The following is a 25,554-nucleotide window of genomic DNA, read 5'->3' as shown; positions in this document are numbered from 1 at the left end:
GCTTACCTCAGGCCTGTCAGTTTGATGAAGCGCTCGGCGGCCTCGCTCAGGACTGCGGCGACATCCAGTAACGGTGCCCCGTCATCTGGCAGCGCTGCCGTTCCGTAGGCGGCGCCCATAATGCTTCCCGCCATGGAGGCGGTGGAGCCGCTGTCGCCGTCGTGGTTGACAGCAATGCGCAGCGCCATTCGGAATTTGTCTGTAGGGCTTCCACCGAGGCGTTCCGCCGCCAGCGCGGCGTGGAACGAAATGGCCAGTGCTTCCTCTGCCACCCATCCTCCGCCGAGTGCTCCTGTCAGTGACGTGGGATCCGGGGATCCTGAATCGGCGGGCAGTTCGACGGCGGCTCTCAGCCGCTGCTCCAGCTCCGGGACAGGGCCCTCCGCTGCGCGTTCCACTGCACGTTCCAGTGCGGCCGGGATGTCATGTCCGCCATGAACCACGTCATTGATCACCAGTGCAAAGACTGCTGCGCTGTGGTGTGCGCCGGGGTGTCCGTGGGTGAGGGCGGAGGCGTTGATGGCCAGACGGGACAGTGCTTTTTGGGGCATGTGAGGAATCAGCCCGATAGGGGCAGAGCGCATAAGCGACCCGTTGCCTGTGGATTCGACGTTGACCGGGCGGGCTATAGTCCCCATGTCTCCGCTCATGAGTCCGGAGATGCACACGTTGTCCGGTGAGCGCCGATGGTGCAGTACGTCGTGAAAGTCAATCCACCGGGCTGGTTGGGATGGCGCGGACGACGGCGGCTGTTCGGACTGCGTTGCGAGCCAGCGGAGATAGGCTAGCCACAGACCTGCAGTTTCGTCGGATTGAACCCCATCGTTGGCCCATTCGAGTGCCTCCAGCAGCCCGTCCACGGTGTACAAAGTCATCTGAGTGACGTTTGTGACCAGCAACTGTCCTGATACGTTTTCCGGACTGTTCAGCCGCTGCTCCCGGTCATCTTGACGGATATGGTTCCAGCGGGCATCTTCCACCAGGTGGCCCAGGGCATCACCCAGGGCGCCGCCGGTCAGACAGCCGCGTACTCGGTCGGCCAAGGACATCTCATGGGTGTGCATGAAATAAGTTTATTCTCTTGATCTGTACTACGTTGCTGTGCGGACCCTCCCAGCGGACGCGCAGAGTCGCATGGCACGATGGGTGAGTTTGCCGCCGTAGAACCGAGAAAAGGACACCTGCCAACCATGCCAGTTGAAACTGACCCAACCTCCACCGCCGAATCAGAAGTAGCCAGGGAACGTGCCGTCGAGCCTCATGACTCACGGGCGAGGCCGCTGCTTCACCGGCTGGCCGCGGAAGCAGCGGGTTCATTCCTGCTGGTGCTGGCCGGCTTGGGTGTGGCCATGTTCAACGCCCAGGCAGGTTTTGGTCCGGCGATGGCCTTTGGTTTCGCCCTCATCGTTGCCTATCTTGCCTTCGGTTACTTGGGCGCCCATTTCAACCCGGCCGTAACGCTCGGCAGTGCCATCGCAGGACGTACGCGTTGGGTACAGGTGCTGCCGTTGGTCGTTGCCCAGCTCGTTGGCGCGGTAGTGGCGTCCGTCATGTTGTGGGCAATGCTGGTGGGCCATCCTCAGATCCCTGAGACGTCTGCGCTCTTCTCAGTTGCCGCGAATGGCTTCGGGGAACATTCACCAAACTTGTTCCCCCTGGCATCGGTTCTTCTTGCTGAAGTCCTGGCGACGGCCGTGTTTGTCGCCGTTTTCCTGGCCTCAACTACGCCCGGGAGGAGCCGAGCGTTGGCACCGTTCGCCATCGGGTTTGCCTATATCGCTCTGCTGACGTTCCTGATCCCCTTGAGCAACGGATCGCTCAACCCTGCACGTTCCACTGCGGCCGCCCTGTTCTCTGAGGACTGGGCGCTGGGCCAGCTGTGGATGTTCTGGGCTGCGCCCGTGTTGGGTGCGGCCATCGCGGGTCTGATCTATCGCAGCATAGACGTCTTCAAGATGCCCATGGCCGCAGGTACGGTGACGACGGATGAGCCATCCTCGGAAGCGGAGGCGGAGGCGGAGGCGGAAGCGGAGGCGGAAGCCGACGACGTCCCAGCGGCTTCGGGTACGACTTCTGATCAGGATGCCCGCTCCTTTTTTGATCAGGACAACACCAGAGCCGACTCCGGAAAACAGTAGCGGTAAGAAGCAGTGTCGCAGGTGCTAAGTAAAACGTCAGTCTGACGCGGTAGTTTCTTCACATGCGCTTTCTTCATACCTCGGACTGGCATCTGGGCCGTTCATTTCACGGTGTCGGCATGCTGGAAGCCCAGCGGTCATTCATCGACCAACTGGTAGAAACTGTTAGGAACTCTGCGGTGGACGTTGTCCTCGTCTCCGGGGATGTCTATGACCGAGCCCTGCCCGGTGTCGACGTCGTGCGGCTGCTCAATGAAGCATTGGTGCGCCTTCGGGCGGTCGGGGCGTCGGTGGTTATCAGTAGCGGGAATCACGATTCAGCGGTCCGGTTGGGATTCGGCTCAGGCATCATGGAACGTGGCGGCGTTCACCTGCGAACCACCGTGAGCGAGCTTGCCCGGCCCGTTATCTTTCGAGGAGCTGCGTTCGAGGTTGCGGTTTACGGCGTCCCCTATCTGGAGCCGCGGCTGTGCGCGCAGGAACTTGTTGCTGAACCGCACCACGCCGCGGTGACTGGGAGTGCCCTTTCCCGGGTGCGTGAAGACCTTGCCGCGCGCCGGCAGCAATGTCCAGATACGGTCATCCACTCCATCGTCATGGCGCATACGTTCGCCAGCGGGGGCATCACCTCGGAGAGCGAGCGGGATCTGAGCGTAGGCGGTGTTGGGGCCGTGCCGCTGGACCTGTTTGATGACTTCAGCTATTCGGCGCTGGGCCACTTGCACGGGCAACAACGGCTCAGCGATTCGGTTCGATACTCGGGATCGCCGCTGCCCTATTCATTTTCTGAGGCGCGGCAGATCAAGGGCGGCTATGTGGTCGACGTGGATCACTCTGGTGTGACGTCGGTGGAGCCTGTCTCGTGGTCGGCATTGAAGCCGCTGGCCGTTTTGAAGGGAACGTTGGAGGACATTCTCTCCAACCCGGACTACGTCCCAGAACAGGAAGCGTACTGCCAGGTGACGCTGACAGACCGGCAGCGTCCCGCCAAGGCTATGGAGACTGTGCGGACCAGGTTCCCTGACACACTTGTCCTGGCGTTCGCCCCGGAGGGCGGTGCTCCTGCCCAGCAGGCTACCTACAGCCAGAAGCTGGCGGAGGCGGAGAATGACCTCGATGTCTGCTGCGGATTCCTAGAGCATGTCCGGAGCCGGGAGGCGTCAACAGAGGAGGCTGAGACGTTGACGCGTGTTCTGGAGACCGTCCGTTCCTCGGAGGTTGGAGCATGAGGATTCATTCGCTGGAGATTCAGGCCTTCGGTCCTTTTGCGGGCAGAGAAGTCGTCGATTTTGATGCTCTCGGTGCACATGGTTTGTTCTTGCTCAATGGCCCTACCGGCGCTGGCAAGACGAGCATCCTGGACGCTATTTGCTATGCGCTCTATGGATCTGTTCCGGGTGCACGCCAGGAGGGTCGACGCCTGAGGAGCGACCATGCCGATGCAGAGACTGCGCCGGAAGTGGTCTGCGAGTTCTCGGCTCGGGGACGTCGCTTCAACGTGGTGCGCAACCCGCAGTGGTCGCGGCCATCGAGGCGCGGAGGTGGCACCACCACTGAACAGGCGCATACGCTACTCAGCGAATGGGTTGATGGCGCCTGGGTGGAAAAATCTGCTCGAAACGACGAGGCGGCTGCCGAGATCACAGCGATTCTCGGCATGAACCGCGAGCAGTTCACAAGAGTAGTCATGTTGCCACAAGGAGATTTTGCAGCTTTTTTGCGATCTGACGCGCGGTCCCGGCGTGATCTTTTGCAACAATTATTCAACACGGACCGGTTTGAAAAAATAGAGCTACAGCTCGGAGCAGAAGCTGCCCGTGCACGGTCGGTCTGGGAGGATCGTCAATCCGAGCTCGAACGTACCCGCCAGAGAGCTGTGGAAGCGTGGAGTGCTCATGCCGGGTCCTGGGCCGGGAACCACGAGATAGAGGGTTCTGCAATAACCGGCCCGGAGGATGCATCAACTGGAGAAACAACATCGCTAACGGTGTCCGCCATGTTGGAGCAGTTGAAGTCGGTTGCTGCCGCAATGTTAGCGAGCGCGCAAGAACATCGAGTTCAGATGGAGTCCGCGCGGAGCGCCTCATCGGAGGCGCAGTCCCGATGTGAGCGGCGCGAGGCTCTGAACGAGTACCGTCGGCGGCGTCACGCGTGGAACTCTGCGCAGGACCAGGCAGCAGATATTTCTACGGCCCTCCAACTGCACCGAAAAGCAGAGGCCCTTGCATCTTCTTTCCACCGGGTCGAGGAGGCGCTGAAGGTTGCGACGGCCCGCGAGCAGGACACAGCCGCTCGACGCCAGAGCCTGAACCAGAATTCGTTATGGATCGCCGGGCCACACCATGGTCAGCGAGTTCTCGAGGATGTACTCACCGCGGAGTCTCGGGCTGCTGGCCGTACACTCGGTGCCATCGAAGCGGGCCTTCCCGATGAGCACCGGCTCCACGGATTCATCCAGGAGCGGCGGTCGCTGCAGGAATCTGTGCAGAAGGATGGACGCCGGCATGCGGAACTGCTGACAGGGCTCGACCAAAGGCGTCAAACGAAGAAGGACCTGGAAGAAAAATCGGCTGAACTGGTCCCTGCGGCCAACAGCCTGAAGGTAGCCGAACAGGCCCTGGAAAGCGCCTTTTTGCAAGAGAAAGCCGTTGCGGAGAACGTTGCGCGCATCGCTCTGGCCGAAGATATCCGCGGTCGTCATGTGCAGGCCAAGGAGACAGCGCTGGATAAGAAGGCGTTCTGTCTAGCTCTCATGCGAACACGGCTGGAACAGGCCTCTGCGGAGCTAGCGAGCCGTTTGCTCGATGATCGCCCTTGTCCAGTATGTGGAAGTCAGATCCACCCCGCCCCGGCGGTCGTCGGCGATGGCTCTCTGGTGTCAAAGGAGGATGAAGATCGTGCCAGACAAGACCAGGACACTGCGGAATCCGAACTGGAGTCTGTCGCTGCCAAATTGTCGCTGGTCAGGGAGGAAATATCGGCTCTGGTTGCGCGTGGGGGAGACCAATCCTCTGAAACCGTCGCAGGTGCCGTCGCCTCCGCACAGAACGCGGTTCAGACCGCACGAACTGCGGCCATTGACCTAGCGGACGTTCAGCTCCGCGTATCTGGGATCGATCAGCAAATCCGGGAAGATGAAGAACTGAGTAGCACTTTGAAGGACTCTCTGGCGGAGTCCAGGCAGCGACTGGGACACCTGGAGAAAGACATCACCACCCTCGAAGGCCGTTTGCTTGACCTCAGGGCAGGACACAACACTCTTGCGGAAAGAAAACGTGCAGTTGCCCAGTACCGTGATCAGCTCGACGAGGCCCGGGAGGCTGCAGGGCGTGCTCGGGCCGGCCGGGAGGCAGCAACGGATGCCGAGGCACATCTGATGTCCGAACTTGCCCATGCAGGATTCGCATCGGTGAGTGATGCGCGGATGGCACGTCTAGACCCACCTACCGTTCGGTCATTCGAAGAACAGGACGCGGCCCGTCTGCGCGAGCACATTGAGGTAGATGCGCTCGGGGACTCGATCGTAGTCCAGGCTGCTCGTGCTGACGAAGAGAAGGCGGTCCCAATCCTGGACCAGGCTGGTCTCGTGGAGTTGCGTGAAGTGGCCCAGAGTACAGAGGAGCACTACACCCAGTCGCGGGTGCAGGCAGGGATCCTCGCAGAGTCGGTGACGCAGGCCACCGGGCATGTGATGAAGTACGAGGAGCTGGAACGTGATGCAGAGCCTCTTCGCCAGCAGTGGGAGCTGCTGGGAGAGTTGGCAGAAACAGCACGTGGAGGCGGAGACAACACGTACCGGATGACGTTGGGGACCTATGTTCTCGCTGCACGGCTGGAACAGGTTGCCATCGCAGCCACCGAGCGTCTGGCAGCCATGACAGATGGCAGATACGCACTGGTGCACAGTGATGCCAGATCGGGCAACCGAAAATCCGGCCTGTCGTTGCATGTCACGGATGAGTGGACCGGAGCGAGCCGTGATACCTCCACGCTCTCAGGAGGCGAGTCATTCATGGCCTCGTTGGCTCTAGCCCTGGGCCTGGCAGACGTCGTCCAGCAGGAAAGCGGCGGTGTGGAAATGGAGACGCTGTTCGTCGATGAAGGCTTTGGAAGCTTGGATGAACAATCTCTGGAGCAGGTCATGGACGCTCTGGAAGGTCTGCGTGACGGTGGGCGCATCGTCGGGCTGGTCAGCCACGTCGCCGAGATGAAGCAGCGAATCACGGCCCAGCTGGAGGTCGTCAAAGAACGGACGGGATCGAGCATCCGGTTTCGGGAGCTCAGCGTCTGAGGGTGTGGATTGTTCTGTTGATGGAGCGCACGGTCAGGTCCTCGGAGTCAAAGTGGCAGCTAGGGCAGCCAGTGCCCCCGGGACCAGTGAGTAGTATGCCCAGACTCCGCGCTTTTCGCGGTTGAGCAGGCCCGCCTCCACCAGAATTTTCAGGTGATGCGACACCGTGGGCTGCCCCAGATCAAGCGGTTCGGACAGGTCGCAGACGCACGTCTCCGCTTCCGGACTGGAGGAGATGATCGAGAGGATGCGCAAGCGGTTGGGATCGGCCAGCGCCTTGAATCGAAGGGCGAGGACCTCAGCCTCCGCGCCAAGCAAGGATTCGTGTCCGTGGGAGGAAACGCAGCACGAAGCTGCCGGTGCGCTTGAGGTATCCACGGGAGCCCTTGTGCTTGTTGCTGCAGCGACCACTGGTGGAAGCATGTACCTTACCTCGCTTTCGTTTTACTCGTCGTCGAGAGATTGACAATCGTCGATATACGTCATCATACTCAAGACATCGAGATTAGTCGATGTCTAACGACTGGAGAGAATTTACTGTGACAACCACCGCGACGTCCGCTGAAACGGGGCACTTAACTGCCAAGCTGTCCACCCTTGACCGCTACCTTGCCGTATGGATCTTGGCGGCTATGGCATTCGGACTTGGGCTGGGGCGGCTCATCCCGGGACTGGGCAATGTGCTGGATTCCATCCAAGTCGCTGGAGTGTCGTTGCCCATAGCGCTGGGTCTGCTGGTGATGATGTATCCGGTACTAGCGAAGGTTCGCTACAACGAAACCCATCGGGTCATCAGTGATAAGAAGCTGATGATCACGTCCCTGGTGATCAACTGGCTGTTGGCTCCGGCGTTCATGTTCGTCCTCGCCTGGCTGTTTCTGGCCGACCTGCCAGAGTATCGAACGGGGTTGATCATCGTTGGGCTCGCCCGCTGCATCGCTATGGTCTTGATCTGGAACGACCTGGCCTGCGGCGACCGAGAAGCAGCAGCCGTCCTGGTTGCCATCAATTCTGTCTTCCAGGTCTTCGCTTTCGGTGTTCTGGGCTGGTTTTACCTGCAGGTGCTGCCCGGGTGGCTCGGACTACCCACGACCAGCGCCGAATTCTCCATCGGGGCCATCACGGCCTCCGTCTTGGTCTTTTTAGGAATCCCGCTGGTCGCCGGCTTCCTCACCCGAACCCTCGGCGAAAAAGCCAAAGGACGGCACTGGTACGAGAACAAGTTTTTGCCGAAACTTGGCCCCTGGGCACTCTACGGCCTGCTGTTCACCATCGTGATTCTTTTTGCCCTGAAGGGAGACACCATCATCGCCAAACCCCTGGATGTCGCACGCATCGCCTTGCCTCTGCTGATTTACTTCGCGGTGGTCTTCGGTGCGAGCATGCTCATCGGCCGTGGCCTGCGCATGGGATACGAGCGCACCACCACCCTCGCCTTCACGGCTGCGGGCAACAATTTCGAACTGGCCATCGCGGTGACCATCGCCACCTTCGGTGTTACCAGCGGGCAAGCCCTGGCCGGCGTCGTCGGCCCTCTCATCGAGGTCCCCGTCCTCGTGGCTCTGGTCTACGTCGCGCTCTGGTCCCGGAAGTTCTTCACCACTACCACCCCGCAGAAGGTCACCGCATGAACACCAACACCAAGCCTTCCGTCCTCTTCGTGTGCGTCCACAATGCCGGACGTTCACAGATGGCCGCAGCCTTCCTGATGAACCTCTCGGCAGGGCAAATAGAGGTCCGCTCCGCTGGCACGGCCCCCGCCGACACTGTGAACTCCGCCGTCGTCGCCGCCATGAACGAAGCAGGCCTGGATATGTCCACTGAGGTTCCCAAGATCTTGACCACGGCGGCCGTCAAGGAATCGGACGTGGTCATCACCATGGGATGCGGGGATACCTGCCCCATTTTTCCCGGCAAGCGCTACGAGGACTGGAAGCTCGATGACCCCGCGGGTCAAGGCATTGAAGCGGTGCGCCCAATTCGGGACGAAATTCGCGCCCGTGTTGAAATTCTTATCTCCGAGCTACTACCGGCCACCCAATAGAAGCACCTCACTTCACCAACAGGAGAAGAACATGAACCAGACATACCCTGTGATTGTCATCGGTGACGGCCCCATCGGACTGGCCGCCGCCGCGCACCTCATCGAAGGCCAACAGGGAGTTCGCGTGCTTGAAGCAGGGCCTGCTGCTGGCGCTACCATCCAACAGTGGGGCCATATCAAACTCTTCTCCCCACTGGGGCGGACATGGTCAGCGAGTATTTGGAGCCTCTAGCGGCTCACCCCGCACTCGCGCCCATCGTGAATTACGGGCACCGTGTTACGAAGGTTACCCGTGTTCAACCTCAAGGTAAGGGCGTAGGCAGGACTCGATCGCAGGGCCGTGAGGACTCTCTCTTCCTGGTCCGTATCGAAACTGCGACGGGAACCGAGGACGTTCTGGGCCGTGCCGTTATTGACGCATCCGGCACTTGGAATACCCCCAATCCGGTGGGGCGTTCGGGCATCGAGGCTATCGGCGAAATCGAAGCCAAAGTCGCAGGATTCATCACGTCACCGCTGCCCGACCCCATGGGTGCCGATCAGGACCGCTTTGTCGAGAACGAAGACATCACACTCCTCGAGAATGTTTCCGTCTCGTCCGTGGTTGTCGGGGAGCAACTGACGGTCCACCTCGCCGACGGGCGTCTGCTCAGGCTAGACCTAGTGGTTCCCGCCACCGGTTTCCGCCCCGATCTGAAACCCCTAACCGAGCTTCGATTGGATCTGGATCAGATAGTGGAAGCCCCACGAGCGCTCGGCCCGCTCATCGACTCCGAATTCCATAGTTGCGGCACGGTCACCGCGCACGGTGAGCGTGTCTTGGCGCATCCGGAACCTAACTTCTACGTGGTGGGCATGAAAAGCTGCGGTAGGGCACCGACCTTTCTCCTGGCCACCGGGTACGAGCAGGTCCGCTCGATCGCAGCTTACCTGGCAGGGGACCGCGCGGCAGCGGATCTGGTGGAACTGCAACTACCTGAATCTGGTGTGTGCTCCACCGACCTGGCCGATTCCTGCTGCGGAACGTCGAATCCAGGAAACATTGGTTTCGCCACCGGGACCCTGCATGGTCACGCTGAGTTGGTCTCCGCGCAGAAGAGCTGCGGGAGCGCGTAAGGCGGTAGGATTGACAGGTCACCGGGTAGTGCGCATCGGGAGGGGGGACGATGCGCGATCAGCCGTACCTGAGAGATCATGAACCTGTTTTCCCGCCTGCCGGAGCTTGCCGGTAAATCTTTCCTTCCCATTGGATTCGTGGCGCGCGTTCCGCTGGCCATGCTCACCATTGGTGCCGGCACCCTGTTGATCGCGGTCAGTGGCTCCTATGCTGTCGGTGGTTTTGCCGCCGGGGCCGTCGGAATCGGCTCGGCCCTGGGGGCCCCCATTCTCGGTTACCTGGCCGATCACTTCGGGCAACGCCCCGTTCTACTGCTTTCCGCGTTTATCAATACGCTGTTCATTGCCTGGCTCGTGGTCAGCAGTTATCTGGTCTCTGATTACAGCGGTTCGGGGGCTTTGATTTTCCTGTCCGCAGCGTTCCTGATGGGTGGAACGTGCCCGCAGGTGGGTCCGCTGGCAAGAGTCCGTTGGATGGCTATGGCATCTGGCAGCACTGAAGACTCAGCACGAGACCTGGACACTGCATTGTCGTATGAGAGCACCGCGGATGAACTGACTTTTGTGCTTGGACCGGCAGTGGTAGGACTCTTGGCGAGCTTGATCACGCCGTGGTTACCGTTGGTGCTCGCTGCTGTCATCACGCTCACCATGGTCCCGGCATTTGCAATCCATCCCACGGTCAACAACGTTGTGCCCCTGCGAAAACTAGGTGCATCCGCACGGAAGCGCGATGCGTCTGCTCCGAGGACCAACTGGCTCCTGGTGGCGATACCGGTCCTGGGCATGGTGTCTATGGGTACGTTCTTTGGCGCCACGCAAACGACCCTTTTTGCCTTCGGTGGCACTTTCGGTGCGGCGACCACGGCCGGTTTGCTCTATGCAGTCATGGGTCTGAGCTCGGCTGCCGCTGCCCTCTCGGTAGCGTTCTGGCGTCGGAGCATTTCCTATCAGCTCCGGTGGATCGCGGCATCTGCAACCATGGCTGCTTTGTCCGCGATGCTGCTGTTGGCGAACGATCTTGTCCCGATGCTAGTTGTTCTCTTTATTCTGGGTATCCCGGTAGGCCCCACGATGGTGACCATTTTCAGTATTGGTTCAGTGGTCGCGCCAAGAAAACTCATGGGCACCGTTATGACCATGCTGGCAAGCGGCATCGTTGCAGGTACGGCACTGGGGGCTTCTCTATCCGGAAGCATCTCTGAGAAGTCGGGTTATACCGCGGGCTTCACGGTGTCCGTTGGTGCGGCACTCGCACTGCTGGTGCTGAGCAGCATCATGTTTGTGGTCCTGCGTCGGCGTAAAGCCTGAGCTATCGCAGCTGCGTCTCGATCGCCGATGCAGCCTTGGACAGGGCTGCTCCCAGTTCGTTGACGTCGTCGCGTTGGTTCAGGTAGACAACGGCGATGGACGCCGGCAACTGCCCGGGAATACGAATCGGGGCTGCGATCGAGGAAACACCGGGAATTACCTCGTCATGACTGAGGGCGTAGCCGCGTTCACGTGCCTCGATAGCTTCTTGGCGGTACGGCTCTCCTGGTGCGAGACGCTGCCACTCTTCATCAGACAGGCCTGACTGAATGGCAATTCCAGGAGCTCCGGAGCTGAAGGGATGCCGTGTTCCGGGGCGTTGCACCAGTGTGGCAGCGGGGTGCCTTGGCTCCACTGTCAGGAGCGTTACGCAGCCGTGTTGATCCCATACTGCAATGAACGCCGTCGTTCCCACAGACTCTGCCAAGCGGGTGAGTTCAGGCAGCGCAGCACTTTGAAGGTCACGGGACACACCCCGTGCCAGAGCTGCCAAGCCGACGCCGGCCTGGACCCGGCCGGCGTCGTCCCTCACCACGAGCGAATGGTCCTCCAACGTGCGGAGTATGCGGTACGCAATGGACCGGTGAACTCCGAGGGCTTCCGACAGCCCTGCGATTGTCATGGGAGCGTCCGCTTCGGTGAGAATTTCAAGGGCTCGGATTCCCCTTGACAGAGTCTGGCTGTGCAGGGGTTTTTCTTGGACTGTGGCTGAGGGATTCATCTGCTCTCCTGGTCGCGGGGACTGTGGTCCTGATCATCACAGTACTCGATATGAGAACTTGGTGTTCAAATATCGAACACTCACGCGAAAGGTGCATCGCGCGAATTATTGCGGAGAAAATGCACTTACTACGCCGTCGGGAGCATATTCGGGGGCTTTCGGCGGTATGATCTCAATCACGTTATTAAATACTGACCGAACTGTCGGTCAGTAACCGTTCACACAATTCTGGAGTTCGAATGACTGCACCGTCGCACGCGGTTCCACTGCCGGCAGCACGCCAGCGGAAGGAGGAGCGCAAAGTACTCGCAGGTACCTTGGTTGGCACCACCATCGAGTGGTATGACTTCTTCATATTTGCGCAGCTCACGGCTACACTGCTCGCGCCGCTATTCCTCACGCCACTCAACGAGGAAAGTCCGGGCCTGGCACAGATTCTGTCTTTCGCCCTGATCGGCATCAGCTTCTTCTTCCGTCCACTCGGGGCCATTGTTGCTGGCCGTTTGGGGGACCGGATCGGACGCAAGCCCATGCTGGTCTTTACCCTCGTCACCATGGGGGCCGCGACCGCCCTGATCGGCTTACTGCCAACGTACGCCAGCATCGGCATCTGGGCTCCTATCCTGCTTGTTCTCCTGCGGGTTATTCAGGGCTTCTCCGCCGGTGGCGAGTGGGGTGGCGCCGCCCTGATGGCCGTTGAGCATGCACCACTGAAGAAGCGTGGGCTCTTTGGCGCCTTTCCGCAGATCGGTGTGCCGATAGGAATGATACTGGCCACCGGGTTGCTGTTCTTCCTGCGGGTAGGGATGTCCGAGGAGGACTTCAAAGAATGGGGCTGGCGCCTGCCGTTCCTGCTCTCCATTGTGCTGATTCTGGTGGGGTACCTGATCCGCCGCACGGTTGAGGAGAGCCCGGTGTTCAAAGAGCTCTCTGAACGCAAGGCCGAAAGTAACACCCCGCTGCGAAGCCTATTCCGCCATCACTGGCGCGAGGTGCTCTATTCCTGCATGATTTTCATCGGTAACAACGCCGCGGGCTATCTGGTGATCGCCTTCTTCATCTCCTACGCAACCAAGACGCTAGAGCTTCCGTTGCCGGAGGTATTGCTTGCCACAACTCTGGCGTCCTTCGGGTGGCTGATCTTCACACTGCTGGGAGGTTGGATTTCCGATCACATTGGTCGTGTCAAGACCTTCCTGTTCGGGTACGCCATCATGTTCGTGTGGATGATTCCGATGTTCATGCTGGTCGACACCGGAAACATTGTCCTTTATGGTGTGGGCCTCTTTGTCCTGACGATTGGGCTTGGCTTCTCCTACGGCCCCATGTCTGCGATGTATGCCGAAATGTTCCCGGCAAACATCCGCTACTCCGGCATCTCCATTGGGTATGCGCTCGGTGCCATCTTCGGTGGAGCCTTCGCAGCTACGATTGCCCAGTGGCTGCTCATCACCACGGGTTGGTCTGGCTCGGTAGGGATCTACATCATGGTCCTGTGTGTGATCTCTTCAGTGGGAGTCATTCTCGCCAAGGAAACCAGGGGGGCGGATCTGCGGATCGGCTCACTTGAAGCCAGGAACAGGAAAGCAACCGCTGAAAAAGCTGCTGACTAAGTCCGATTGTGAGACATACTCCTGATCCGGGGTGGGTGCAAACTAGCCACATGGGTAGTTCTCCCCATCGCGGACTGGAGCCTAGTTATTTATAGTTGTCAGTGAGGAAGGGGCTACCGACAAGCCCCAACCACCATCCCAGACTTTGTCAGGGACGATAGATAGCCGGAACGCCAGAGTTTCCCCAGCCTCTGATGTTCCGGCTATCTCTTTTAACACTAATCTCACGCCGAATCAGCATGGTGCATAGCACTCGTTATGCTTACAAAGCAAATGCGTGGATGGGTAGAAGTACCCATAGCGTGGCATCCATAACACCCGTATTGTTCTTTTTGTAGAGCTTACCGAGACAAGCTCACCACACAGCCTGGGCTACGGCCCACGGCAAACGAAAAGCCGAAACACCCGAGCTTCCCCAGCCTCCGGTGTTTCGGCTTTTTCGTGTTCGTGCACTGTTAGCCCTGTTAAACCTGCGAGCCCACCTTGAAACCCTTTTCTTCACCGGGTTCGCGGGTGTAAGAGAATCCGTCAGCGCCTATGGTCACGTCAGCTTCGCGAGACTCCTCACGGTGGACCAGTTCGCGCACGTTGCCGTCGAGGTCCAGCACGTTAGATGCCTCGGAGTACCAGCTTGGCACCACGGGGCTGCCCCACCAGTCGCGTCGCTGATTGTCATGCACGTCCCACGTCAGGGTTGGATTATCCGGATCCCCCGTGTAGTAGTCGTGCGTGTAGATTTCGATCCTGTGGCCATCCGGATCCAGCAGATAGAGGTAGAACGCGTTGGATACCCCGTGGCGTCCGGGACCGCGCTCAATCTTGTCGGACTGCCGTAGCGCCCCCAGATGATCGCACAGGTGCAGAATCTGCGTCCGTTCATGGGTAGCGAACGCAATATGATGCATGCGGGGTCCGTCTCCGCCGGTGAGCGCTACGTCATGGACCGTTGGCTTACGGTACATCCACGCGGCGTAGACAGTGTTGTTATCGTCGTCGCCGCCGCGGATATCCTCGGAGACCTTGAACGCCAGCCCTTCGTAATATTCGCGCGCCGCGCCGACATCAGGGGTGACCACGTTGAAGTGATCTAGCCGGGAGATTGCGCCTGCGCCATGAACATCGTAGCGCCGGGTGAACCGCTCCACATGCTCAGCTTCGTAGAAGAACTCGACGGGGAAGCCCAGCGGATCCTCGATCCGGACCGCTTGGCCGATACCGCGGGTGTGACCGGCGGCCATGCGCTCTACCCGCACGCCGAGAGCACGGTAGTACTCCTCGGCAACGTCCAGCTCGGCCTCAGAACGAACACGATAGGCCATGACCGACATGGCGGCCTCGGGCCCCTTACGCAATATCAGCGAGTGGTGCAGGTACTCCTCGAAGGCGCGGAGGTAGATGGCGTCGTCGTCCTCATGGGTGACGACCAATCCCAGAACATCCACGTAGAACTCGCGAGATTTCACGAGGTCTGTGACGATCAGCTCCGCGTAGGCGCACCGCAGAACATCCGGGGGAGTGGGCAATGAAGTATTCATCTCAGGTATGTCCTTTGCTCAGGGAAGGCTAGCCGTCAACCAGGGCGGCGTCATCGGAACCGAATTTGGGAGTGTGTACCGGGCCCAGGCTGATGTGTACTGCCTGCTGGTCCGTGTAGAAATCGATGGACCGATAGCCGCCTTCATGGCCAAGCCCCGAGGCCTTGACCCCGCCGAACGGAGTGCGGAGGTCGCGGACGTTATGACTATTGAGCCAGACCATTCCGGCGTCGATGTTCTGCGCGAAATTATGTGCACCGGCCAGATTGTTCGTCCAGAGGTAGGCGGCCAGTCCGTACCGGGTGTTGTTGGCAAGCTCAAGGGCTTCATCCCAGGTGTCAAAGGGGGTGATGGCAACAACGGGACCGAAGATCTCTTCCTGGAAGATCCTGGCGTCCGGAGCGACATCGGCGAAGACCGTGGGCGCAATATAGTTGCCCTCCGGAAGTTCCTCGGGGCGTCCGCCACCGGCCAACAGCCGTCCTTCCTGCTTGCCGATCTCCACATAAGAGGCCACCTTGTCGAAGTGCTCGGGGTGCACCAGCGCACCCACCTGGGTCTCCGGGTCCTGAGGATCTCCCACCACGATCGTCTTCGCACGGGCGGCGTAACGGGTGCAGAATTCTTCATAGATACCGCGCTGGACCAGAATTCTGGATCCAGCGGTGCAGCGCTCGCCGTTGAGTGAGAAGACTCCGAATAGCGTGGAGTCGATGGCTGCGTCCAGATCCGCGTCCTCAAAGATGATGGCCGGAGACTTGCCGCCGAGCTCCATCGACATGCCCTTGAGGCCTTCGGCGCAGTTGCGGAAGATGGTCTGGCCGGTGCTTGATTCACCGGTGAAGGAGATCAGCGGGACGCCCGGGTGCTTGACCAGCGCGTCGCCGGCTTGTTCGCCTATGCCGTTGACCAGGTTGAAGACACCCTTGGGTAGACCCGCATCTTCGAAGATCTGTGCCCAGAGACTGGCGGACAGCGGTGTGAACTCCGCAGGTTTCAGCACGACGGTACAACCTGAGGCCAACGCCGGTGCGAGCTTCCAAGACTCCAGCATGAACGGCGTGTTCCACGGGGTGATGAGACCGGCGACGCCGATCGGCTTGCGGTTGACGTAGTTCAGTTGCGAGCCTGGGACCTTGTAAGTGTCGTCGCTTTGGGCAACGATGAGGTCCGCGAAGAAGCGGAAGTTTTCCGCTGCGCGTTCGGCTTGGCCTTTTGCCTGTGTGATGGGAAGGCCTGTGTCGAAGGTTTCCATCTCAGCGAGTCGGTCTTTCTGCGCGACCACGGCGTCGGCAACCCGGTTCAGTACTGTGGCGCGTTCGCGGGGCTTCATCCGCGGCCACGGTCCGGTGCGAAAAGCCTCCGTTGCAGCAGCGACGGCTGCGTCGATGTCGGCTGACTGGCCTGCGGCCGCGGTGCAGTAGTTCCGGTTGTTGGTAGGTTCCAGGACGTCGAACGTCTCGCCGCCGACGGACTCCACGAATTCGCCGCCGATGTAGTGCTGCAGGTGGGTGGGGAGGTTCTGGGGAGTGCTCATGACTGTGCTCCGATCTCGAATCCGGTAATGGGGGTGAGGAAGTCTTCGCCCTGTGCCAGCAGCTCTTCAATCTTGGTGATACCTGCGTCCGTCGGCGTGATCAGGGGTGAGCGTACGTGGTCTGAGGAAATCAGTCCGCGGCGTGCCATGACCCACTTCGACGGTGCTGGGTTGGTCTCAACAAACAGGAGGTCTGCAAGAGGGTGCAGGCCGTAGTGAATATCGCGGGCCTTCTCAAGGTCGCCTTCTTCCCATGCGTGGTACATGTCTGAGATGGCGCGGGGAGCGAGGTTCGCCAGCGCGGAGATGAAGCCGACGCCGCCAAGTGCCATCAGCGGCAGGCAGAGGAGCTCGATGCCGGACCACACCAGCAGGTCACGTCCGCAGGCGTGCATGACGCGGGAGAAATGCTCAAAGTCTTTCGTGGTCTCCTTGATTCCGACAATGTTCTCAAAGTCGCGGAACAACCTGGCAACTGTCTCTGGTGCCATGTCGACGGCGGTCCTGGACGGAACGTTGTAGATGACGAACGGCATGTCCGGGAACGTCTGGGCCACTTCGGCGTACCAGCGGTACAGAGCTTCCTGGGTGGGCCGTGAGTAGTAGGGCGTGATAATCATCGAGGCGTCTGCGCCAGCGTCGATGGCTGCCTGAGTTAGCTCGAGTGTTTCGGACATTTTCGCCGTGCCGGTACCGGGCATGAAGGGGACTCGGTCGTTGATCTCGACGGCAGCTACCTTGATGGAATCGATACGCTCGGCGACGCTGAGTGAACTGGGTTCACCGGTTGAGCCGCCCAGCGTGATTCCTGTGGAACCGTTGGCAATCTGCCAGTTGATCATGTTGCGCAGGCTCACGTTGTCCACGTCACCTTCTGCAGTGAATGGCGTGAAGAGAGCGGCAAGGGCACCGCTCAGGGAACGGGGGTCGGAACGAAACTTCATGGTTGTCCTTTCTCGGGGGGTGAGCTGGTCAGGGTGTGGTTCAGGTAGGCGGTAAGAGTTGCTTCTCGGTGTTCTCGGGCAGCGTGTTCCACAATGCTGGAGTCAGCACTCTGCCGAATGAGCACCAGTAGGTGGGCGTGCTCAGCGACTGATTCTTTGGCGCGTCCTGGAACATAGGCGAAGGTCGAGGACCGCAGCGCATGCAGCCTTCCCCAGCCGCGATGTACAAGGTCCAGAATGTGCGGGTTGGGGCATTGCGAGTACAAGATGGTGTGGAACTGGCGGTTCAGCGTGGTGAATCGGACTGGATCGAAATCCTCCAGGCAGCGGCGCATGTCCTCGTTGATCAGTTCCGCCGTATTCAGCTCTGCTGCGGTCAATAGCGGCGCGGAAAGAGCGGTCGCGGCGCCTTCCACGATGCTCAGTGTCTGCATGGTGTGCAGGTACTCTGTGGGGTCAATGCCAGCGACGGTCGCTCCAACGTTTCGTTCGAACGTCACCAGTTTCTCGGCTTCTAGACGTCGGATCGCCTCCCTGACGGGAACCACGCTGATGCTGAGATCGGCAGCGATCCTTCCGAGCACTAGCCGATAGCCGGCGCCGTAGGTACCGTCCAGGATCCGCTCCAGAATACTGGTGTAGGCGAGCTCGGATTTGCTGGCCACCGGCGCGGCCGCGCTCACTGTGCGGTTGCCCACTGGGTGAACTGTGACTTCCAGTCGGCGTTCATCGGGTAAAGACCGTCCACGCCGTGTCCCTGGGCCACCATTTCTGCGATGAACGTTTCCTCGAGTTCCTGCTGGACGGCGTCGTCTGCGAGTTCGGCAACAAGGGCGGGTGGGATGACCAGCACACCGTCGGCATCGGCGACGATGATGTCGCCGGGCTGGACGGTTGTGCCTCCACAACCGATGGTCGCGTCGATGTCCCACGGGATGTGCTTGCGGCCGAGTACGGCAGGATGTGCGTTGGCGAAGTAGGTGGGCATGTCGAGTTCAGACACGGCTCTCACGTCGCGGATGCCACCGTCAGTAATGATCGCCGCGGCCCCGTTGACCTGAGCCCGGAGAGCCAGGATGTCCCCAACGGTGCCACAGGTTTTGTCGCCGCGAGCTTCCATGACCAAGATCTCGCCGCTAGTGAGTGAATCGATGACCTGTTTCTGGGCGTTGAACCCTCCACCGTGGGTCTTGAAAAGATCCTCACGGTTGGGGACGTAGCGCAGAGTTCGTGCGGTGCCCACCACTCGAGCCTCAGGGCGTGTGGACATGAGTCCGTCCATGCTGACGTTGTTCAGACCGCGTTTACGCAGCTGCGAGCTCAGCGTTGCGTTGCCCACGGACATCAGCTTGGCTTTTATCTCGGGTGTCAGGACGGGATCGGCCTTCGGTGTAGGGGTCCCCCATGCCTCGGCCCGCTGTGTTTCGTCCCGCCGGGGCTGGGCGCCATAGGCCGCCAGCGGAGTTGTTCCCTCGGTGGCGGTTGTGGTGAGCCGTCCGCTGGTCAGACCGTTGGAGGGGGAATCGACCTCTACTTCGATGACGTCGCCGGGAACTGCCACGGACGCCCCAGCCGGAGTTCCAGTGAGGATAATGTCTCCGGGCTCAAGAGTCAGTAACTGCGAAAGGTCAGCGATGAGTTGTCCAAATGGAAACAGAAGAGTCTCCGTTGTGTCGTCCTGCTTGAGTTCTCCGTTAACCCAGGTGCGTACGCGCAGACCCCGGGGGTCGACGTCGGCTGCTGGCATAAGGCCCGGCCCAACGGGGGTGTAGCCGTCGCCGCCTTTGGAGCGCAGATTCGATCCTTTGTCCGCGTAGCGGAGGTCGTAGACGCCGAGGTCGTTGCTAGCGGTGACGAACTCGACATGCTGCCAAGCTTCATCTGGGCTCACTCGGCGCGCGCTCTTGCCCATGATGATCGCCACTTCGCCCTCATACCCCAGCAGTTCGCAGCCGTGTGGTCTTTCCACGGTCCTCCCACTGAGGCTAAGGGAAGTGCCCGCCTTGAGGAAGTAGGAGGGGAGCGAAGGAGTACGGCCGCGCTGGGCCGCCCTGCTCGGATAGTTGAGGTGGACGGCTATCACCTTGCCGGCCTGTCCCAATTGATCCTGCGTTATCTCTGTCACTGCCTCGCCCACGGGGGCTCCTCACCTTATCGAGTACAAAATCGTATACGATCCAGTGTGATCCGTGTCAGCGTTCCCGTCAAGGGGTAGTGACATTGTCTAGCGCAGCCTGCGCGTCTCAGCTGCCGATCGTTGGTGCGTGCGACGGCGGGGCGGGAATACGCACGTTTCCGGTGGTGATTCCGCCGGTGATCAGACCACCGTTGATCGCATCCTCGGAATCGGTCTGGGGGATAGGCAGGGATTGCACGTAGCTGCCCGTCATGTTGCGCAAGACGACGGCCACTTCGTGCGCAAGGGGACGGGCCTCGGGGGTTCGGGCAGTCATGCGGGTCAGAATGTCCCGCCAGAGAGAACCCAGGGTCTCGGGGACCTCGGGATCCCGCAGCAGCCTGGCGACAGCGGATTCAACGACCGGTCCAGGAAAGGCTTTTTCACCGGTCAGGCACTCAAGTAGTACCAGTCCAAGGGAGTAGACATCGGTTCGAGGTTCGACACCTGTACCCTGTGCCTGCTCCGGGCTCAAATAATTGGCGGTACCGATCGCGGCGCCGTGAGCCGTGGCCGTGGCGGCGTCCACCATGCGGGCAATGCCAAAGTCGGTGAGCTTTGGATAGATCTTGGTGTCTTGGTCTGTACTGTGCGAAAGCAGGATGTTAGCTGGCTTGACGTCCCGGTGAATAACGCCGTTCTCATGAATGTACGCCAGCGCGTCCGCGAGGTCAGCGCCCAGCTGGGCCACCTGCGCCGACGTCAGCGATCGTTCCTGCAGAGAGCGACGGAGGTCTTTGCCCTCGACAAGTTCCATGACCAGATAATTGGAGATCTCGCCGTCGGAACTTTCTTCCAGGCCGGCGTCGTGCAGTGTAACCAAGCACGGATGGTTGAGGGCGGAGAGAATGGACATCTCCGTGTGTTGGCGACGGTAGCCATCGTCGTCGCTTGTGGCGGGGCGAAAGAGTTTTATAGCTACATCGCGTCCGAGGTTTTCATCCAGGGCCCGGTAGACGGACGACGCGCCGCCTGTGCCGACGAGTTCGGCGGTTCTGTAGCGAGTGCCCAAAAGCATCCCCACGTGCGGTCCTCCTGCTACTGGTGCCAGATAACAAAGCCTGCTGATTACTGGCTGCTCCTAGAAGACTACGTGATGAGTGTCTGTTCTCTAGCCCAGAAGGACGCGAATAACGATGATCGTGACCGTTAAGTAACAATTGCGGTGGAGTGGCAACACTGAGCGTCAAGCCGAAATCAAGAAAGTTCAGCGAATCTTGAGTAATTTATCATGCCCCACCGGCTGTAAATGTCGGAGCAGCCGGTAACATTGATTACAGTTACCCGCGAGTAGCGGGAACCACGGCATCGGGACGGTAGCGGACAGGTTTTCCGCGCAGGAGGCCCGAGCGGCCACACAACCAACACAGCCGGGGAGAGTAATGATAGAGAAAGATAGAGTCGGTTACTGGGCTTCACGCGTCATGGCCAGCTTCCAGAAGGCCTGCAAAGAGAACCAGGACAGCCTCGGAATTTCGGATGATCAGGCGCTGGTGCTCTCGGTCCTAGATCAGGAGGGTCCGCTTGAGCACTCCCAGGTTGAAGGCAAGCTCAGCCAATTCTGGCGCCTCGACGTCGTTCAGTGGGAGACGGCCGTCGGGGAGATGATGGTCCGCGGACTCGTCGATTTCCACGACGGGAAACTTGCGTTGACAGAACTCGGACGCAGCATCAATCAGCAGGAGCTGGAAGGCATTGACCTGATGCGGCACGACCTCTGCGCCGGACTATCTGCGGACGAATACTTTTTAACTGTCTCACTGCTCAAGAAACTTGCCCGCGGCGCGGAAGAGTACCTGGAACTCAAAGACTCAACGTCGCCTCTGGACGCGCTCAAGGCGTCCTGAGTTTCACGACAAAGTCACAGGTCGGGAGGGTTTCCTGCGCTGGTTGAACTACCGCGAAGGGCAGCTCAACCAGCCAGGAACTCTACCGCCGCTTTTTTGAAGGCCCGTGATGACACCGCATTGGCGTGCGTGCGCGCAGGGAGCCAAAGGGTCTCGGCAGTGCCGCTGAGCTTTGCGAGCTCGGGCATTGTTGTGGCCAGATCGTCGCGGTCCCCGGCAACCAGCAGTAGCGGCATGGTGGGAATGCTTTTCGCAGGGACGAACGGCTGACGTTTGATTTCCCCAATGAGGAGCATTAGCGCATCGACATTATTGGAGGGCACCAGCTGGGCCATCCGCAGCAACTCGGCCGTTAGCGGATCCCCAATGGGAGTCTCATTGTCCAGCCAGGCGCGCGCCGCTGGTAGATCAAATACTGAGAGTGGGTCGCCGCTACCAGGCCCACCGAGGACCATCCGATTCACGAGGTCTGGGCGCGCGGCGCCCAGTTCCCATGCCAGCCGTGAACCCAGTGAATAACCAATGATGTCCACGCCGGACGCACGGTCTGCCGAATACATAGCTGTGATGCCCGCGGACTGTAGCAACTGCTGAAGACGTTCGAGGATGGCAGACGGCGCATAATCCGCTGTGGCTGCCGGCGCGGGGGACTCCCCGTGACCTGGCAGATCCACGGTGATGACACATCGACCAGCGGCTGTCAGCGCCCCGACCCAGCCTGAGTCCACCCAGTTCAGCTTCGAGGAAGACGCAAAACCGTGAAGGAGCAGTAGCGGCCGTAGCCCGGCGTCCTCCTCTGGTTCATAGACTTCCGTCGAGAGGCCGACGTCGGGTAAAGAGGAGATGGTCGTTGCCACGCGGTCTAGTCCTCGTCGTCCAGTGCCGCGCTGAGGCGCACCCGACGCTTGGGGGCCTTTTCCTCGGGCACCGTTCCGACGATACCGGCGGTGTCATCGGGGACCTCGAAAACGATCAGCGGTTCGCCAACGTTGATCTTTTCTCCGGCTTCACCATGGATGCGCAGTACCTTGCCGGATTGCGGCGAGGGCAATTCGACGGCGGATTTGGTTGTTTCTACCTCGACCAGCGGCTGGTTGCGCTCTACCTGGTCTCCGACAGCGACGATCCATTCGAGGATGGTTGCTTCGATCAGGCCTTCGCCAAGATCCGGAAGCGGAAAGGAAATTTCAGCCACGACGATACTCCAGTACTCTTTGGATCCCGAACAGGATGCGGTCGATATTGGGAATGTACTCGTCCTCGAGATCACCGGAAGGATAGGGAACATCGAAACCGGTAATTCGTTCAACGGGTGCCTTGAGGGTACCAAAACACTGTTCGCTGATCAGGGCTGCTACCTCGGCGCCCAGACCCGAGGTGCGCGGCGCTTCATGAACGACGACGGCGCGGCGCGTCTTCGCGACGGAAGCTGCCAGACCCCCGGCGTCAATCGGCTTCAACCAACGCAGGTCCAGCACTTCGATCTCAATGCCATCCTCGGCAGCGAGCTCGGCAACCTGGAGGCAGCGGGCCACCATGGCACCCCAGGCGACGAGCGTGAGGTGCTTGCCGGGCCTGACGACCTTTGAGCCCTCGACGCTGCCAGCATTCTTGAGGTCCACTTCACCCTTTTGCCAGTAACGGGACTTCGGCTCCATGAAAATCACGGGGTCCGGACGCGTGGCTGAATGCTTGAGGAGGTGATACGCCTCATGCGGACTCGACGGCGACACAACTTTCAGCCCCGGTACATGGGCAAAGAGTGCTTCCAGGGATTCCCCGTGGTGTTCCGGCGCCCGGATTCCACCGAAGCTGGGAACACGGAGGGTGATCGGCATGGGCATTGTTCCGCGGCTGCGGTAGTTCATGCGGCCGATCTGGCAGACGATCTGATTGATGGCCGGGTAGGCGAAGCCGTCAAACTGAACTTCGGGGATGGGGTGAAAGCCCGCCATGGCCAGGCCCACGGACATCCCGAGAATGCCGGACTCCGCCAGGGGAGTATCAAATACCCGGTCTGCGCCGAACTTCGTCTGCAGGCCATCAGTGATCCGAAAGACGCCGCCCAGTTTGCCGACATCTTCACCGAAGATCACCGTTTTGGGGTTATCTTCCAGTGTTTCTGAGAGCGCAAGGTTGAGCGCAGCCTGCATGGACATGGTGGTGGTCTTGGCGGTTTCCGAAGGGAAAACGTTCTCGCGAGATTGCTGTTGGGTATCGGTTTCCACGGTGTTGTCCTGGGCTGCGTCGAGGTCGCTGGCCGTCGTGTGCTCAGACATGTTCTGATTCCTCCCGCCAGGCTGCGGCCTGTGCCTTGAGTGCTTGAGTGGGTTCTTGGAAAACGAAGTCGAACATTTCGTTTCCCGGGCGGGGCTCCAGTGCCACCACGCCGTTTCGGATGCTCTCCTCTTCCGCCTTGGCAGCTTCGAGGGATTCGGCGATGAACGCTTCGTCGATGATGCCGGCGTCGAGCAGGCGCGTACGGAGCCTGGTCACTGGGTCTTCGCCGCCATCGGACCGCTCATCTTCGAGGGTTCGGTAGCGGCCAGGATCATCCGAGGTGGAGTGCGGGCCGCGACGGTACGTCATGGCTTCGATAACCACCGGTCCGTGGCCTGCACGTGCATGGTCAATGGCCTGCCGGGTGGCACGGACAACGGCTTCGACGTCGTTGCCGTCGATCCGGACCGACTCCATCCCATAGCCTGCAGCGCGGGCTGCTACGGAGCCACCGGCCACCTGGGACTCGGTGGGTACGGAAATGGCCCAGCCGTTGTTCTGGGAGAAAAAGACCACGGGGGCCTTCATGACGGCGGCAAAATTCATGGCCTCGTGGACATCGCCCTGTGAGCTCGCTCCGTCGCCAAAGTACGTGAGGGCAACCCCGCGCTGTTCCAGTGGCAGCCCCGAGAGTGTTTGTCCGTGTGCCCAGCCAACAGCGTGCAGTACTGAACCCGCCACTACTGCCTGGATTGGTGCCAGGTGAGTTTCAGCTGGATTGTAGAGCCCACCGTGCCAGGTGGCTTTATGAGTGGACATGTATTCAACCATGTCGACGCCCATGGCTCGCGCGACGCCCATTTCCCGGTAGGTGGGGAAAACGAAGTCAAGGGTGGGGTCGACGGCGTAACCGCTGCCTACCTGGGCCGCTTCTTGTCCGAACTCGGGTGCGTAACCGGGGATCAGCCCCTGGCGCTGCCAGGCGATGGCGGACGTGTCCAGATGGCGAACGGTGACGAGAAGGCGGTAAAGCTCCCTCAGCTCATCCTCCGTCAGCGATGGGTGCTGAGTTGGCGCGTTGAAAACCATGTCCAGCTTTCTGTAGGCGTTGTATTTATACTTCCCAGGACAGTATCTCGTAGTTCGCGGGGTACGCAATAGTACTAACGATATATCAACAGGCTGCACAATCTAGTCACCCGAAACCGGTCAGGCTTGTACAAACTGTTATAAATATGGACGTTTAGCACATTTAGTTGGCCAACAGGACAATTGTTATGAAACTCTTCGACCAATCCGGCTACTCTCCTGTTACTCTTTCAGCAGAGTTGGGGAACATCTCTAAACGGTACCGCTGACAGCAGCGGAACATGCGTCCACCGTTTTTCACTTTTTTGAAGGGTCTTTCACCATGTCGGCTTCACACTCGCGCCTAAAACGCCGCCGTTTTACTCCCGCAGTTCTGGCTGCCGGCGTTCTCGGCACTCTTTTGCTGTCCCTGTCCATGACGGGAACACTGTCTGCCTTCACAGCACAGATTACCAATAACACCAACACCGCCGCGTCCGGATCCCTCATCATGAAGGAGACCAGCTCGGATGGAGTCAAAGAGTGTCTGAGCACCGGGATCGGGACCACTGTCACGAATAACGCGGCCACTTGCTCCACCATCAATAAGTTCGGTGGGAGTAACGCCATGCTGCCCGGAACGAAGGTCACCACACAGATCAACATTCAGAACGTAGGAACCGCACCAGCGAGCACGTTCACGCTGACCCCGGCGGCCTGCACTCAAGCGAAGGTAGGCACCTATAGCGGGACTGCTACTGATCTGTGCGCAAAGATGAATATTGTCATCAAGTCAGGAGCGGCCACGGTGTTCACCGGGACGCTGGCTGGACTTGCCGCGTCCACGCCCGCAATCACCATGCCTCCTGCCCCCGCAGCCGGAGTCAGTGTTCCGTTCACTTTCGATGTCACCCTGGATGCGGCCGCGGGTGACACGTACCAGGGGCTTCAAGCATCGATGCCGTTGGTCTGGACCTTCAGCACGTAGGAAGT

General features: G+C 60.0%; 23 protein-coding genes and 1 pseudogene. 11 read left to right on the top strand and 13 right to left on the bottom strand.

Annotated features, from left to right (window positions below):
• Positions 1-2: 2 nt before the first annotated feature.
• Complete coding sequence (locus JOE65_RS11015; RefSeq protein WP_239536695.1) at positions 3-1,064, bottom strand: ADP-ribosylglycohydrolase family protein; 1,062 nt, start codon at positions 1,062-1,064, stop codon at positions 3-5.
• A 126-nt stretch (positions 1,065-1,190) separates the two neighbouring features.
• Between JOE65_RS11015 and JOE65_RS11010 the strand changes: the two genes are divergently transcribed.
• From JOE65_RS11010 to JOE65_RS11000, 3 genes are all read left to right on the top strand, one after another.
• Positions 1,191-2,138 (top strand): MIP/aquaporin family protein, encoded by a 948-nt coding sequence (locus tag JOE65_RS11010; RefSeq protein WP_205163239.1) that lies wholly within the window; start codon positions 1,191-1,193, stop codon positions 2,136-2,138.
• 62 nt (positions 2,139-2,200) lie between these two features.
• Positions 2,201-3,367, top strand: coding sequence for an exonuclease SbcCD subunit D (locus JOE65_RS11005; protein WP_205163238.1), 1,167 nt, complete (start codon positions 2,201-2,203; stop codon positions 3,365-3,367).
• Positions 3,364-6,429: an AAA family ATPase gene (locus JOE65_RS11000; RefSeq protein ID WP_205163237.1), complete on the top strand. Its 3,066-nt coding sequence runs from the start codon at positions 3,364-3,366 to the stop codon at positions 6,427-6,429. The genes JOE65_RS11005 and JOE65_RS11000 overlap by 4 nt, the downstream gene beginning before the upstream one ends.
• A gap of 33 nt (positions 6,430-6,462) precedes the next feature.
• Here the strand turns inward: JOE65_RS11000 and JOE65_RS10995 are convergent, their stop codons facing one another.
• Positions 6,463-6,852 (bottom strand): ArsR/SmtB family transcription factor, encoded by a 390-nt coding sequence (locus JOE65_RS10995; protein ID WP_205163236.1) that lies wholly within the window; start codon positions 6,850-6,852, stop codon positions 6,463-6,465.
• 116 nt (positions 6,853-6,968) lie between these two features.
• On the opposite strand from JOE65_RS10995, the gene arsB reads away from it, so the two are divergent.
• From arsB to JOE65_RS10975, 5 genes and pseudogenes are all read left to right on the top strand, one after another.
• Positions 6,969-8,060, top strand: a complete 1,092-nt coding sequence (gene arsB / locus JOE65_RS10990) for an ACR3 family arsenite efflux transporter (RefSeq protein WP_338021621.1) — start codon at positions 6,969-6,971, stop codon at positions 8,058-8,060.
• Positions 8,057-8,473, top strand: a complete 417-nt coding sequence (locus tag JOE65_RS10985) for an arsenate reductase ArsC (RefSeq protein ID WP_205163234.1) — start codon at positions 8,057-8,059, stop codon at positions 8,471-8,473. The genes arsB and JOE65_RS10985 overlap by 4 nt, the downstream gene beginning before the upstream one ends.
• A gap of 31 nt (positions 8,474-8,504) precedes the next feature.
• A complete protein-coding gene (locus JOE65_RS15515) occupies positions 8,505-8,705 on the top strand; it encodes a hypothetical protein (protein ID WP_338021620.1) in 201 nt (66 codons plus the stop codon).
• 185 nt (positions 8,706-8,890) lie between these two features.
• Positions 8,891-9,589, top strand: a pseudogene (locus JOE65_RS10980) (hypothetical protein); the annotation flags it as partial.
• Positions 9,590-9,667: 78 nt separating this feature from the next.
• Complete coding sequence (locus JOE65_RS10975) at positions 9,668-10,900, top strand: MFS transporter (protein WP_205163233.1); 1,233 nt, start codon at positions 9,668-9,670, stop codon at positions 10,898-10,900.
• A 1-nt stretch (position 10,901) separates the two neighbouring features.
• Here JOE65_RS10975 and JOE65_RS10970 read toward each other — a convergent pair whose 3' ends face one another.
• The gene (locus JOE65_RS10970) at positions 10,902-11,621 is read right to left on the bottom strand and encodes an IclR family transcriptional regulator (protein ID WP_205163232.1); all 720 of its coding nucleotides are present in this window, start codon (positions 11,619-11,621) and stop codon (positions 10,902-10,904) included.
• Between the two features lie 239 nt (positions 11,622-11,860).
• Between JOE65_RS10970 and JOE65_RS10965 the strand changes: the two genes are divergently transcribed.
• Positions 11,861-13,234 (top strand): MFS transporter, encoded by a 1,374-nt coding sequence (locus JOE65_RS10965; protein ID WP_205163231.1) that lies wholly within the window; start codon positions 11,861-11,863, stop codon positions 13,232-13,234.
• 464 nt (positions 13,235-13,698) lie between these two features.
• On the opposite strand, the gene hpaD is transcribed toward JOE65_RS10965, so the two are convergent.
• The 6 genes from hpaD to JOE65_RS10935 form a co-directional block, all read right to left on the bottom strand.
• The gene (gene hpaD / locus JOE65_RS10960; RefSeq protein ID WP_205163230.1) at positions 13,699-14,769 is read right to left on the bottom strand and encodes a 3,4-dihydroxyphenylacetate 2,3-dioxygenase; all 1,071 of its coding nucleotides are present in this window, start codon (positions 14,767-14,769) and stop codon (positions 13,699-13,701) included.
• A 28-nt stretch (positions 14,770-14,797) separates the two neighbouring features.
• Positions 14,798-16,306, bottom strand: a complete 1,509-nt coding sequence (hpaE, locus tag JOE65_RS10955; RefSeq protein ID WP_205163229.1) for a 5-carboxymethyl-2-hydroxymuconate semialdehyde dehydrogenase — start codon at positions 16,304-16,306, stop codon at positions 14,798-14,800.
• On the bottom strand, positions 16,303-17,250 hold the full coding sequence (gene dapA / locus JOE65_RS10950; RefSeq protein WP_205163228.1) for a 4-hydroxy-tetrahydrodipicolinate synthase: 948 nt from the start codon (positions 17,248-17,250) through the stop codon (positions 16,303-16,305). Before dapA ends, hpaE begins: the two co-directional genes overlap by 4 nt.
• A complete protein-coding gene (locus JOE65_RS10945) occupies positions 17,247-17,948 on the bottom strand; it encodes a GntR family transcriptional regulator (protein ID WP_338021618.1) in 702 nt (233 codons plus the stop codon). Before JOE65_RS10945 ends, dapA begins: the two co-directional genes overlap by 4 nt.
• The gene (locus JOE65_RS10940) at positions 17,930-19,387 is read right to left on the bottom strand and encodes a fumarylacetoacetate hydrolase family protein (RefSeq protein ID WP_420827504.1); all 1,458 of its coding nucleotides are present in this window, start codon (positions 19,385-19,387) and stop codon (positions 17,930-17,932) included. Before JOE65_RS10940 ends, JOE65_RS10945 begins: the two co-directional genes overlap by 19 nt.
• A gap of 106 nt (positions 19,388-19,493) precedes the next feature.
• Positions 19,494-20,444: a serine/threonine-protein kinase gene (locus JOE65_RS10935; protein WP_205164165.1), complete on the bottom strand. Its 951-nt coding sequence runs from the start codon at positions 20,442-20,444 to the stop codon at positions 19,494-19,496.
• A 364-nt stretch (positions 20,445-20,808) separates the two neighbouring features.
• On the opposite strand from JOE65_RS10935, the gene JOE65_RS10930 reads away from it, so the two are divergent.
• Positions 20,809-21,273 carry a helix-turn-helix domain-containing protein gene (locus JOE65_RS10930; RefSeq protein ID WP_205163227.1) on the top strand — a complete coding sequence of 155 codons (465 nt, stop codon included), beginning with the start codon at positions 20,809-20,811 and terminating at the stop codon, positions 21,271-21,273.
• A gap of 65 nt (positions 21,274-21,338) precedes the next feature.
• On the opposite strand, the gene JOE65_RS10925 is transcribed toward JOE65_RS10930, so the two are convergent.
• The 4 genes from JOE65_RS10925 to JOE65_RS10910 are packed head-to-tail and all read right to left on the bottom strand — an operon-like array spanning position 21,339 to position 24,582.
• Entirely contained in the window at positions 21,339-22,130 is a 792-nt protein-coding gene (locus JOE65_RS10925) for an alpha/beta fold hydrolase (protein ID WP_205163226.1), read from the bottom strand.
• Positions 22,131-22,135: 5 nt separating this feature from the next.
• Positions 22,136-22,468 carry a biotin/lipoyl-containing protein gene (locus JOE65_RS10920; RefSeq protein WP_205163225.1) on the bottom strand — a complete coding sequence of 111 codons (333 nt, stop codon included), beginning with the start codon at positions 22,466-22,468 and terminating at the stop codon, positions 22,136-22,138.
• Positions 22,461-23,552 carry an alpha-ketoacid dehydrogenase subunit beta gene (locus tag JOE65_RS10915; RefSeq protein WP_205163224.1) on the bottom strand — a complete coding sequence of 364 codons (1,092 nt, stop codon included), beginning with the start codon at positions 23,550-23,552 and terminating at the stop codon, positions 22,461-22,463. Before JOE65_RS10915 ends, JOE65_RS10920 begins: the two co-directional genes overlap by 8 nt.
• A complete protein-coding gene (locus JOE65_RS10910) occupies positions 23,545-24,582 on the bottom strand; it encodes a thiamine pyrophosphate-dependent enzyme (protein WP_205163223.1) in 1,038 nt (345 codons plus the stop codon). Before JOE65_RS10910 ends, JOE65_RS10915 begins: the two co-directional genes overlap by 8 nt.
• A gap of 322 nt (positions 24,583-24,904) precedes the next feature.
• On the opposite strand from JOE65_RS10910, the gene JOE65_RS10905 reads away from it, so the two are divergent.
• Complete coding sequence (locus tag JOE65_RS10905) at positions 24,905-25,549, top strand: hypothetical protein (protein WP_205163222.1); 645 nt, start codon at positions 24,905-24,907, stop codon at positions 25,547-25,549.
• The last annotated feature ends 5 nt before the right edge of the window (positions 25,550-25,554 follow it).

The organism is Arthrobacter roseus, from assembly GCF_016907875.1.
GTDB lineage: Bacteria > Actinomycetota > Actinomycetes > Actinomycetales > Micrococcaceae > Arthrobacter_J > Arthrobacter_J roseus.
Note: the sequence above shows the minus strand (reverse complement) of the source record. Positions and strands in the feature narration are given on the sequence as shown.

Excerpts from the sequence above, each read along its gene's own strand:
- JOE65_RS15515 (WP_338021620.1), top strand. The coding sequence starts at position 8,505 with ATGAACCAGACATACCCTGTGATTGTCATCGGTGACGGCCCCATCGGA.
- JOE65_RS10985 (WP_205163234.1), top strand. The coding sequence starts at position 8,057 with ATGAACACCAACACCAAGCCTTCCGTCCTCTTCGTGTGCGTCCACAAT.
- JOE65_RS10975 (WP_205163233.1), top strand. The coding sequence starts at position 9,668 with ATGAACCTGTTTTCCCGCCTGCCGGAGCTTGCCGGTAAATCTTTCCTT.
- hpaD (WP_205163230.1), bottom strand. The coding sequence starts at position 14,769 with ATGAATACTTCATTGCCCACTCCCCCGGATGTTCTGCGGTGCGCCTAC.
- JOE65_RS10970 (WP_205163232.1), bottom strand. The coding sequence starts at position 11,621 with ATGAATCCCTCAGCCACAGTCCAAGAAAAACCCCTGCACAGCCAGACT.
- JOE65_RS11010 (WP_205163239.1), top strand. The coding sequence starts at position 1,191 with ATGCCAGTTGAAACTGACCCAACCTCCACCGCCGAATCAGAAGTAGCC.
- JOE65_RS10930 (WP_205163227.1), top strand. The coding sequence starts at position 20,809 with ATGATAGAGAAAGATAGAGTCGGTTACTGGGCTTCACGCGTCATGGCC.
- JOE65_RS10935 (WP_205164165.1), bottom strand. The coding sequence starts at position 20,444 with ATGCTTTTGGGCACTCGCTACAGAACCGCCGAACTCGTCGGCACAGGC.
- JOE65_RS10910 (WP_205163223.1), bottom strand. The coding sequence starts at position 24,582 with ATGGTTTTCAACGCGCCAACTCAGCACCCATCGCTGACGGAGGATGAG.
- JOE65_RS11000 (WP_205163237.1), top strand. The coding sequence starts at position 3,364 with ATGAGGATTCATTCGCTGGAGATTCAGGCCTTCGGTCCTTTTGCGGGC.
- JOE65_RS10915 (WP_205163224.1), bottom strand. The coding sequence starts at position 23,552 with ATGTCTGAGCACACGACGGCCAGCGACCTCGACGCAGCCCAGGACAAC.
- JOE65_RS11015 (WP_239536695.1), bottom strand. The coding sequence starts at position 1,064 with ATGCACACCCATGAGATGTCCTTGGCCGACCGAGTACGCGGCTGTCTG.
- JOE65_RS11005 (WP_205163238.1), top strand. The coding sequence starts at position 2,201 with ATGCGCTTTCTTCATACCTCGGACTGGCATCTGGGCCGTTCATTTCAC.
- JOE65_RS10995 (WP_205163236.1), bottom strand. The coding sequence starts at position 6,852 with ATGCTTCCACCAGTGGTCGCTGCAGCAACAAGCACAAGGGCTCCCGTG.
- JOE65_RS10905 (WP_205163222.1), top strand. The coding sequence starts at position 24,905 with ATGTCGGCTTCACACTCGCGCCTAAAACGCCGCCGTTTTACTCCCGCA.
- JOE65_RS10965 (WP_205163231.1), top strand. The coding sequence starts at position 11,861 with ATGACTGCACCGTCGCACGCGGTTCCACTGCCGGCAGCACGCCAGCGG.
- hpaE (WP_205163229.1), bottom strand. The coding sequence starts at position 16,306 with ATGAGCACTCCCCAGAACCTCCCCACCCACCTGCAGCACTACATCGGC.
- dapA (WP_205163228.1), bottom strand. The coding sequence starts at position 17,250 with ATGAAGTTTCGTTCCGACCCCCGTTCCCTGAGCGGTGCCCTTGCCGCT.